10 protein-coding genes are annotated in these 10,196 nt (G+C 64.0%); 7 read left to right on the top strand and 3 right to left on the bottom strand.

Going from position 1 to position 10,196, the window contains the following annotated elements; translation table 11 throughout:
- On the top strand, positions 1-983 hold a 983-nt coding region (locus B5F88_RS11635; RefSeq protein WP_140402105.1), incomplete at its 5' end, for an N-acetylmuramoyl-L-alanine amidase.
- Between the two features lie 48 nt (positions 984-1,031).
- Here B5F88_RS11635 and B5F88_RS11630 read toward each other — a convergent pair.
- Complete coding sequence (locus B5F88_RS11630) at positions 1,032-1,796, bottom strand: SDR family NAD(P)-dependent oxidoreductase (protein WP_087346100.1); 765 nt, start codon at positions 1,794-1,796, stop codon at positions 1,032-1,034.
- Positions 1,797-1,943: 147 nt separating this feature from the next.
- Here B5F88_RS11630 and B5F88_RS11625 point away from each other — a divergent pair, with 147 nt between their 5' ends.
- Genes B5F88_RS11625 through greA form a run of 3 tightly spaced genes read left to right on the top strand, consistent with a single transcriptional unit; the run spans position 1,944 to position 3,522 of the window.
- Positions 1,944-2,342 (top strand): DUF3783 domain-containing protein, encoded by a 399-nt coding sequence (locus B5F88_RS11625; protein ID WP_087346098.1) that lies wholly within the window; start codon positions 1,944-1,946, stop codon positions 2,340-2,342.
- Positions 2,343-2,395: 53 nt separating this feature from the next.
- Positions 2,396-3,001: a glycerol-3-phosphate acyltransferase gene (locus B5F88_RS11620; protein WP_087346114.1), complete on the top strand. Its 606-nt coding sequence runs from the start codon at positions 2,396-2,398 to the stop codon at positions 2,999-3,001.
- A gap of 17 nt (positions 3,002-3,018) precedes the next feature.
- Complete coding sequence (gene greA, locus B5F88_RS11615) at positions 3,019-3,522, top strand: transcription elongation factor GreA (protein WP_087346095.1); 504 nt, start codon at positions 3,019-3,021, stop codon at positions 3,520-3,522.
- Between the two features lie 26 nt (positions 3,523-3,548).
- On the opposite strand, the gene B5F88_RS11610 is transcribed toward greA, so the two are convergent.
- Both B5F88_RS11610 and B5F88_RS11605 read right to left on the bottom strand, forming a co-directional pair.
- Positions 3,549-3,929, bottom strand: coding sequence for a DUF4363 family protein (locus B5F88_RS11610; RefSeq protein WP_087346093.1), 381 nt, complete (start codon positions 3,927-3,929; stop codon positions 3,549-3,551).
- Entirely contained in the window at positions 3,926-4,606 is a 681-nt protein-coding gene (locus B5F88_RS11605) for a DUF421 domain-containing protein (RefSeq protein WP_087346090.1), read from the bottom strand. Before B5F88_RS11605 ends, B5F88_RS11610 begins: the two co-directional genes overlap by 4 nt.
- A gap of 90 nt (positions 4,607-4,696) precedes the next feature.
- On the opposite strand from B5F88_RS11605, the gene B5F88_RS11600 reads away from it, so the two are divergent.
- From B5F88_RS11600 to carB, 3 genes are all read left to right on the top strand, one after another.
- Positions 4,697-5,533, top strand: a complete 837-nt coding sequence (locus B5F88_RS11600) for a metallophosphoesterase (protein ID WP_087346087.1) — start codon at positions 4,697-4,699, stop codon at positions 5,531-5,533.
- A gap of 184 nt (positions 5,534-5,717) precedes the next feature.
- On the top strand, positions 5,718-6,803 hold the full coding sequence (locus tag B5F88_RS11595; protein WP_204246229.1) for a carbamoyl phosphate synthase small subunit: 1,086 nt from the start codon (positions 5,718-5,720) through the stop codon (positions 6,801-6,803).
- Complete coding sequence (gene carB / locus B5F88_RS11590; protein ID WP_087346083.1) at positions 6,803-10,099, top strand: carbamoyl-phosphate synthase large subunit; 3,297 nt, start codon at positions 6,803-6,805, stop codon at positions 10,097-10,099. The genes B5F88_RS11595 and carB overlap by 1 nt, the downstream gene beginning before the upstream one ends.
- The last annotated feature ends 97 nt before the right edge of the window (positions 10,100-10,196 follow it).

Raw genomic sequence — 10,196 nt, 5'->3', positions numbered from 1 at the left:
CTCCTACGCCTACCCCCACGCCGCCCGCCAACGCGGACAAGGGGACGGTGACGGAGATCTCCTTTTCGGCCAACACCCAGGTGGTGACCATCACGGCTGACCATGTGCCGGAGTACCGGGTCATTGATCTGGGGGACCGGGTGGTGATCGACGTGCTGGGGGCGGTGTGTCCGGAGGCGGTGGAGAACACGGTGGCCATTGCCGCTGACAGCGATGTGATCTCCGCCATCCGCTATCTGCAGCACGACGACGATCTGGGCTACGGTTACCCGCACACCCTGCGGGTGGTGCTGGATCTGAGAGGCGGCGCGTCCTATGCGAAAAACATCGCTGTGGAGGCGGGGCAGAATCAGATCCGGGTCACCCTGCTGCCGCTGGACATCCCCGGCCTGCCGGAAGAGCCCCTGGACCCCAACAAGTACACCGTGGTGATAGACCCGGGCCATGACGGCACCACCCTGGGGGCGGTGTATCCCGATGCCAGCGGGACCAAGATCTATGAGAAGGACCTGACCCTGTCCATCTCCAACAAGCTGAAAACGGAGCTGGAAAAGGCGGGCTTCAACGTGGTGATGACCCGGACGGGGGAGACGGCGGGGGACCTGTACGAGCGGGCCGCCCTGGCCAACGCGGTGGAGGCCGACCTGTTCGTCAGCATCCACATCAACGCCTCGGGCACCGTGCCCACCTTCCAGGGCCTGTATACTTACCACCATCCTGACAGCGATCGGGGCAAGGCCTTTGCTCAGGCGGTGCAGAGCGCGGTGTGCGCCGCCTCCGGCGCCATTGACCGGGGGATCGCCTCGGCCGACTTTGTGGTGCTGCGGGAGACCGATATGGCGGCGGCGCTGGTGGAGTGCGGCTTCATGTCCAATGTGGAGGAACTGGAGCGGCTCAAGACCGACGCCTACCAGCAGAAGCTGGCGGAGGGTATTGCCCAGGGAATTACCAATTACCTCAACACCGGCGCGATCCAGAAATAAGCGCAAAGGGGGGCGCTCCACTGTTGTGGAGCGCCCCCCTGTTTTATCTCAGAGCCGCCGAAGGCCCTCCCAGCAGGCCATAATGAAGCAGTGGGGCAGAAATTTGCTGGCCACCCGCTGCACCAGGGCGGGCAGGCCGCAGGTGGTGACGGCCAGCACCTGGCTGTCCCGCAGGGCGCGCCGGGCCACCGTCTCCGGCCGGAGGGCGAAGGGGTAGCTGCGGACGGTGCGTCCGTTTTTGGTGTCCCGGGCCACCTGCATGAATTCGGTTTTGATCCAGCCGGGACACACCGCCGTCACCTTGATGCCCCGGGGAGCCACCTCCCACCGGAGGGCCCGGCTGTACCGCAGCAGAAAGGCCTTGGTGGCGGCGTAGACATTGAAGCCGGGCAGGGGCTGGAAGGCGGCGGAGGAGCAGATTTCCAGGATGCGGGCGCCCCGGCTCATGTGGGGGATGGCGGCGGCGGTGAGGGCCACCGCCGCCCGGCAGTTTAAGTCGATCATGTCCGCCGTCTCCTGGAGGGTCATGTCGGCGTAGGTGCCAAACTTGCCGAAGCCGGCGGAATTGACCAGCACCCGCACGTCGGCCCCCGTCTCCTGCAGCAGGGCGCGCAGGGTCTCCACGCTCTCGGTCTTGGTCAGGTCCAGGGCCAGGGGCCGCATGGGGGTGGACAGCTGGGCGGCCAGCTCCTCCATCCGCTCCCGGCGGCGGGCCACCCCCCAGATCTCGTCCAGGCCGCCCTGCCGGTCCAGCTGGCGGATAAAGGAGCGGCCCAGGCCGGAGGAGGCGCCGGTGACAATGGCGATGTTCATATACAATGCCCTCCCTTGAAGTGGTAGTTTTCCCTAGTATCCCACAAATGGCCCGGCCTTTGCAAGACAGGCGCGAAATTGTTGACGGCGGCGGGGCGGGCGGGTAAAATAGAAGCTGCGATCATTTCATGGAAAAGAGGATTTGTCATGAACCATCCCATGGTATTGCTTTATAATCTGAACAATGAGAAGGGCGGCAAAATTCGGCGGATGTGCCTGCCGCTGGGCCTGCGCTCCCGGCTGGTGGAGCCGGCGGAGTACGGCCTGACCCTGAGCCAGCTGGTGGAGGGGCAGACGCCCGAGACGCCCTGGGCGGGGGAGTGCTTTTCCGAGGAGCTGCTGCTGCTGGTCAACTGCCCCGGTCCGCTGCTGGACCGGTTCCTCCAGGGCTTCCGCCGGAACAAGATCCCCCCGGTGGGCCTGAAGGCGGTGCTCACCCCCACCAACTCCGGCTGGACCTCCCTGGAGCTGCGGGAAGAGCTGGCCAAGGAGCGGGAGGCCATCCGGCAGGGCCAGGGGGCCCACAGCAAGGAGCAGGAGGGGTAAAACCGCCGTTTTGGGGCAAACTGGCTCCATCCTTGGAGTGTGAGGTGTTTGCTGTGGAACGGCTTATCTGCCTTCTGACCGGATATGTGTTCGGCTGCTTTTTGACCGGGGAGCTGGTGGCCCGCCGCCGCACCGGAGCGGGGGCAGGCCGGCTGGGAACGGGGAATCCGGGTATGGCCAACCTGGCCCATGAGCTGGGGCTGGGCTGGGGGCTGCTGGTGCTGCTGGGCGATGTGCTGAAAACCGCGCTGGCCTGCCTGACTGCCTGGCTGCTGTCCGGGGCGGCTCTGGGCCGCCTTGCCCTGCTGTGGGCCTGTTTGGGGGCAGTCCTGGGCCACAATTTCCCATTCTGGTGGAAGTTCCGGGGCGGGAAGGGAGTGGCGGTCACCTGTGCGGGACTGATCCTGTATGCCCCGCTGTGGGGCACGGCGGCCTGCCTCACCGGGCTGGGCGTGACCCTGGCCACCGGCTGGCTGCCTCTGGGGGCGGTGGTGATCCCCGCCGTCTTTCTCCCCCTGGCGTGCCTGTTTTGCGGCGGGGAGGCCGGTCTGCTGGCCGCCGTCCTGACGGGGCTGATGGTAAGCCGCCATTATCACGGCCTGGGCCGGATCCTGCGGGGGGAGGAACCCCGGAAATTCCGGCCGGGCAAATCAGAGTAAAATCGGGGGATACTGCGATGCATGATGAACTGACCCAAAAGGACCTGCAGATGATGAAGGAGGAGCTGGATTACCGGCGCATCCAGCTGCGGCCTCAGCTGCTGGAGGCGGTAAAGGAGGCCCGGGCCTTCGGCGACCTGAGCGAAAACTTTGAATACAAGGCGGCCAAGCAGGAGAAAAACCGCAATGAGAGCCGCATCCGCTACCTGGAGAACATGATCCGCACCGCCCGAGTGCTGAAGGAGGAAGGGCCCGCCGACGGGGTGGGCCTGTACGACAAGGTGACGGTCTATCTGGAGGACGAGGAGGACACCGAAACCTATCAGGTGGTGACCACCATGCGGCAGGACGCCCTCCATGGCCTCATCAGCAAGGAGTCCCCGGTAGGCAAGGCCCTGCTGGGCCGCAAGGTGGGGGAGATTGTACATATCCAGGTCAACGAGAAATACGGCTATGACGCCAAGATCCTCTCCATCGAAAAGGGGGAGGACGACGGCTCCGTTCCCCTGCGGGGCTTTTAAAAAAGCGGGAACGAAAGCCGTTCCCGCTAAAATATATTCTTCAGGGTGAGCTGTTCGGCCTCATAGAGCAGTTCAATCTGGGTGATCAGACGGGCGTTGGCAGCGGCGTATTCCCCATACTCCCGGCTGTCCAGCAGGGCCAGGGTCTCCCGGAACCCGGCGTAGATGGCGTCGGTGTCGGCGTGGCGGAGGAGCACATGCAGATAGATGTCCCGGTCCGCCCAGGCCTCCTTGGCCTGGACGGTGAGGGCCCGGGCCTGCCCCCAGTCCTCCGCCGCAGCCAGCTCATCGGCCTGCTCCAGCAGTCCCCCCAGGGTGTCGGTAAAGCCGTGGAGGGAGCGGATGTGGAGCAGCGTACCGGTGAAGATGGCCGCCAGCAGGACCAGGGCGATCCACAGCCGCTTCATTTCTCCACCTCCTTTTTGGACAGATAGACCCGGTTTTCCTCATCCACCGTCAGCAGGAATACGTCCTGGGTCCTCTGGACGTGGTGCTGCCTGAGCTGCTTTTCCAGCCACTCCTCATTGAGGCCCCGGCTGTGGAGGGAGCGGGTGATCAGCCGCCCGTCGTTGATGATGACCATGGGCAGGCCCGGCTCCTGCGGGGTCAGGCCCATCTGCTGGGCGGTGACCGGCTGCTGGGCGGCGTAGGGGAGGACGGAGAGCTGTCCGTTGGTCTCCAGAATGGCGTATTTCACGGTGGACAGATCGGTAATGCCCTGCATCCGCAGCTCCTCCATCAGCTCGTCCAGGGTGAAGCGGTTTTTCTTCATCTCGCTCTGGCGCAGCTTGCCGTTTTCCACGATGACGCTGGGCCGGCCGCAGAGCACCGCCCGGAACCGGACGCTGCGCATGGTGAGCACCGACAGGGCCATGGTGAGGCACAGCAGGGTGAGGATGGGGATGAGGCCGGTGAGCAGGGGGATGCCGAAGTCCTGCATGGGCACCGCCGCCAGATCGGCGATGAGCAGGGCCAGCACCAGCTCAGAGGGCTCCAGCTCTCCCACCTGGCGCTTGCCCATCAGACGGATACCGATGATGATGAACGCATATAGAATGATGGTGCGCAGAAAGGCGATGACCATAGCGGACCTCCCCAAACACAGTCTTTCTGATTCAGTATGGCCGGGGCGGCCGTCATTATGCGGCTAGAACCGGAAGGAAAGGGGAATTCCTTGAAAAAAAGAAGCAAAAAGCTGCTGCTGGCCGGCGGGATCGCGGCGGCGCTGCTGGTGTGGGCGGGACTGGATACCAGTCTGACCGTGCAGACCTATACGGTGGAGAGCGGCAAGGTGGAGGTTCCGGTGCGCCTAGCGCTGCTCACCGATCTCCACTCCTGCGACTATGGCGAGGGGCAGCGGGAGCTGCTGGATGCGGTGGAGGAACAGGACCCGGACCTGGTGCTGCTGGGCGGAGACATTGTGGACGACGGGCCGGAGATGCCGGAGGAGCGGGCCCTGGCCACCGTGGAGGCGCTGGCGGAGCGGTGGCCCACCTACTATGTCACGGGAAATCATGAATACCGCACCGGTCGGGTGGAGGAGATCAAAGAACTGCTTGCCGGGCGGGGCGCGGTGGTTCTGGAGGGGACGTGCGCGCTGGTGACGGTTGGGGAGCAGACCCTTCAGATCTGCGGTGTGGACGACCCGGCGGTGGGGGCGGCCGTCTGGCAGAGCCAGCTGGAGGACGTGACCGCCGCGCTGGAGGGGGATGTGTGTTCCATCCTGCTCTCCCACCGGCCCGAACGGGTGGCAGACTACACCGGCCGGGGCTTTGACCTGGTGCTGTCCGGCCACGCCCACGGGGGCCAGTGGCGGATTCCCCTCCTGGGTGCCGGCCTGATCGCCCCCAATCAGGGGCTCTTTCCCCGGTACGCCGGCGGTACTTACGACCTGGAGGGCACCACCCTTGTGGTCAGCCGGGGGCTGGCCCGGGAGAGCACCCGGATTCCCCGGCTGTACAATCCGCCGGAGGTAGTGATGGTGGACCTGGTGCCGGAAACAAAAAAATAATTAGGACAAATATCTATTTTTCAGAACATCGGGGCGCATTGAACGGGAGAAACCGGCGGTGCGCCCCGAGATTTTGTCCAAATTTCCGATTTTGAGTCGTGAGAGAAAAAAGAGAGTTGCCGCAGGGGGAGATTTAGAGTACAATCGAACAAATACCATGGGAAAGAAAGGCGTGATACGGGAGATGAAAGCGACCTTGATTCTGGAGAGCGGCGCGGTGTTCCAGGGGGTCAGCATCGGCTCGCCCGCGGACCGGGTGTGCGAGATGGTGTTCAACACCTCCATGACCGGCTATCAGGAGATTCTGACCGACCCCTCCTATGCCGGACAGGGCATCGTGATGAGCTATCCTCTCATTGGCAATTACGGCGTGAACCATGAGGACAACGAATCCTCCCGCCCCTGGGCGGAGGCCTTTATTGTGCGGCACCTGGCCCGGCGGGGGAGCAATTTCCGCTGCGAGGGGGAGCTGGACGCCTATCTGAAACAATATGATATCACCGGGATCGAGGGCGTGGATACCCGGGCGCTGACCAGAATACTCCGCAGTCAGGGGACCATGAATGGCATGATCACCTGTGCGGAGCATTTTCATGTGGAGGAGTGCCTGGAAAAAATCCGTGCCTATCGGGTGGCGGGCACCGTGGAGCAGGTGACCCGGAAGGAGCCCCAGCTCTATCCCGCCCTTGGGGAGCAAAAGCTGCGGGTGGCTCTGATGGACTACGGCGTGAAGGAGAACATGATCCGCTGCCTCCAGAAGCGGGGCTGCCAGGTCATGGTTTATCCTGCCCACACCCCGGCGCAGACCATTCTCGCCGGCGGCTTTGACGGGGTGATGCTGTCCAACGGCCCCGGCGACCCGGCGGACAATGTGGAGATCATCCGAGAGGTGAAGAAGCTCTATGACTCCAGCCTGCCCCTCTTTGCCGTCTGTCTGGGTCATCAGCTGCTGGCCCTGGCCACCGGCGCCCAGACCAGGAAGATGCGCTTCGGCCACCGGGGGGGCAACCATCCGGTCAAGGATCTGGCTGCCGGCCGGGCCTTTATCACCAGCCAGAACCACGGCTACGTGGTCACCGCCGAGAGCGTGGACCCGGCGGTGGCAGAGGTGTCCCACGTCAACGTCAACGAGGGCAGCGTGGAGGGCCTGCGCTACAAGCGGCCCAACTGCTTCACCGTCCAGTTCCATCCGGAGGCCTCCCCCGGCCCCATGGACACGGAATATCTCTTTGACCGCTTTGTGGACAGCATGAAGGGAGGGGAGCGGTAATGCCCAAGAATCCGAATATCAAGAAGGTGCTGGTGCTGGGCTCCGGCCCCATCGTCATCGGCCAGGCTGCCGAGTTTGACTACGCCGGCACCCAGGCCTGCCGGGCCCTGAAAGAGGAAGGCGTGGAGGTGGTGCTGGTCAACTCCAACCCCGCCACCATCATGACCGACAAGGATATCGCCGACCATGTGTATATTGAGCCGCTGAACATCGCCAGCGTGGAGCAGGTGATCCAGAAGGAGCGGCCCGACTCCATCCTGCCCACCCTGGGAGGCCAGACCGGCCTGAACCTGGCCATGAACCTCCATGAGCAGGGCATTCTGGAGCAGTACGGGGTGCGTCTGCTGGGCACCAGCCCTGAGTCCATCCGCAAGGCGGAGGACCGCCAGGGCTTCAAGGACGCCATGGAGGCTATCGGCCAGCCCTGCGTCACCTCCGACGTGGTGGAGAGCGTGGAGGGCGCCGTTTCCTTCGCCGGGAGCATTGGCTATCCCGTCATCGTCCGCCCCGCCTACACCCTGGGCGGCACCGGCGGCGGCATCGCCTATGACGAGCCCTCCCTCCGGGAGATCGCCGACCGGGGCATCCACCTGTCCCGGGTGGGCCAGGTGCTCATTGAGCGGTGTATCTCCGGCTGGAAGGAGATCGAGTTCGAGGTCATGCGGGACTCGGCGGGCAACGTGATCCAGATCTGCTCCATGGAGAATGTGGACCCGGTGGGCGTCCACACCGGCGACTCCATCGTGGTGGCCCCTACCCAGACTTTGGCCAACCGGGAGTTCCAGATGCTCCGCAAGGCCTCCCTGGATATCATCTCCGCCCTGGAGATTGAGGGCGGCTGTAACGTGCAGCTGGCCCTGAACCCCGACTCCTTCGAGTACGCCGTCATCGAGGTCAACCCCCGTGTCTCCCGCTCCTCCGCCCTGGCCTCCAAGGCTACCGGCTATCCCATCGCCAAGGTGGCCGCCAAGATCGCCCTGGGCTACACCCTGGACGAGATCCCCAATGCGGTGACAGGAAAGACTACTGCCTGTTTTGAACCGACCCTTGATTACTGTGTGTTGAAGATTCCCCGGCTGCCTTTCGATAAATTCACCACCGCCAGCCGTACCCTGGGTACCCAGATGAAGGCCACCGGCGAGGTTATGGCCATCGGCAACTCCTTTGAGGGGGCGCTGATGAAGGCCATCCGCTCCCTGGAGCTGCCGGTGAAGTCCCTCCGCCTGCCCGGCCTGGACGAGCTGTACACCGAGGAGATCGAGGACCGGCTGGTGAACATCGACGACCAGCGGCTCTTCGTGGTGGCGGAGGCCCTGCGCCGTGGCTTCTCGCCGGAGAAGATCAACAAGATCACCAAGTACGACCTGTGGTTTTTGGACCGGCTCCAGGCCATTGTGGACATGGAGGACAAGCTGGACCACGGCCATCTGGATGCCGACACCCTGCGCCTGGCCAAGGAGATGGGCTTCTCCGACGCCTGGATCGCCGCCCTGTCCGGCAGGGAGCGGGGGGAGATCAAGGCCCTGCGGGAGAGCTTCGGCATCATTCCCGCCTTCAAGATGGTGGACACCTGCGCCGCCGAGTTTGAGGCCCAGACCCCTTATTATTACTCCACCTATGACGGGGAGAACGAGGCGGCGGAGGAGCTCCGCCTGCCTCAGGTGGGTGAACTGGCCCCCCATATCCCCGAGGCGCCCTATCTGTCCGCCGCCACCGCCGAGCCCCACCGCAAGACTTTGGCGGAGAAGCGGAAGAAGGTGCTGGTGCTGGGCTCCGGCCCCATCCGCATCGGCCAGGGCATTGAGTTTGATTACTGCTCGGTCCACTCGGTCTGGGCCTTCAAGCGCCTGGGCTACGAGACCATCATCATCAACAACAACCCTGAGACCGTGTCCACTGACTTCGACGTGGCGGATAAGCTGTACTTTGAGCCGCTGACCCCCGAGGATGTGGAGGCTGTGGTGGAGCTGGAGAAGCCCTGGGGAGCCGTGGTGCAGTTCGGCGGCCAGACCGCCATCAAGCTGGCCCAGGCCCTGACCAATATGGGCGTGCCCATCTTGGGCACCTCCGCCGACGGCGTGGACGCCGCCGAGGACCGGGAGCGGTTTGACGAGATCCTCAACCAGTGCCAGATCCCCCGGGCTGCCGGAAAGACAGTGTTTACCACCGAGCAGGCCCTGGAGGCCGCCCATGAGGTGGGCTATCCCGTGCTGGTGCGCCCCTCCTACGTGCTGGGCGGCCAGGGCATGGAAATCGCCTACAACGACCGCAACATCACCGAGTTCATGCGCATCATCAACCAGGTGGAGCAGGAGCACCCCATCCTGGTGGATAAGTACCTCATGGGCCGGGAGGTGGAGGTGGACGGCGTGTTCGATGGGGAGGACCTGCTGATCCCCGGCATCATGGAGCACATCGAGCGGGCCGGCGTCCATTCCGGCGACAGCATTTCTGTCTATCCCCCCATTCACATCGAGCAGAAGCACAAGGACACCATCTACCGCTATACCTATGACCTGTCCAAGGCCCTGGGGGTGGTGGGCCTGGTGAATATCCAGTTCGTCATCTACGACGACACCGTGTACGTCATCGAGGTCAACCCCCGCTCCTCCCGTACCATCCCCTATATCTCCAAGGTCACCGGCGTGCCCATCATCGACCTGGCCACCAGGGTGATGCTGGGACAGAAGCTGAAGGACCTGGGCTACGGTACCGGCATCTACAAGGAAGCCGACTACTACGCCGTGAAAATGCCGGTGTTCTCCTTCGAGAAGCTCACCGACGTGGACACCGGCCTGGGCCCTGAGATGAAGTCCACCGGCGAGTGCCTGGGTCTGGCCGAGTCCTTCCCCCAGGCTCTGCTGAAGGCCTTCAAGGGCGCCAACATGAAGGCGCCCAAGAAGGGCGGGCGCATCATCATCACCGTGAAGGACGAAGACAAGGGAGAGGTCATCGGAATCGCCCAGGGCTTTGCCGACATGGGCATTGAGATCCTGGCCACCAGCGGCACCTGCGACGCCCTCAACGCCGCCGGCATCCCCGCCCGCAAGGTGGCCCGGGTGTCTGAGGCTCACCCCAATATCCTGGATATGATCGCATCCGGCACCGTGGACCTGGTGATCAACACCCCCACCCGGGGCCGCCGCCACGACACCGACGGCTTCCGGATCCGCCGCTCCACCGTGGAGCATTCCGTGGCCTGTATTACCGCCATCGACACCGCCCGGGCCATGCTCACCGTCCGCACCCAGGGCCGGTCCTCCGATCTGCGGCCCATTGACATCACCAAGATCTGATCCGTACCAAAAGCCGCCGAGCCAGCCTGACTCGGCGGCTTTTTGGTGTTGCCCGGCGGAGGAAAACGTGGTATCCTGATCCAGACATTTGGGGGCA

Source organism: Flavonifractor sp. An306 (genome assembly GCF_002159455.1).
GTDB lineage: Bacteria > Bacillota > Clostridia > Oscillospirales > Oscillospiraceae > Flavonifractor.
The sequence above is the reverse complement of the archived record's forward strand: the minus strand, read 5'-3'. Positions and strand labels throughout refer to the sequence as shown.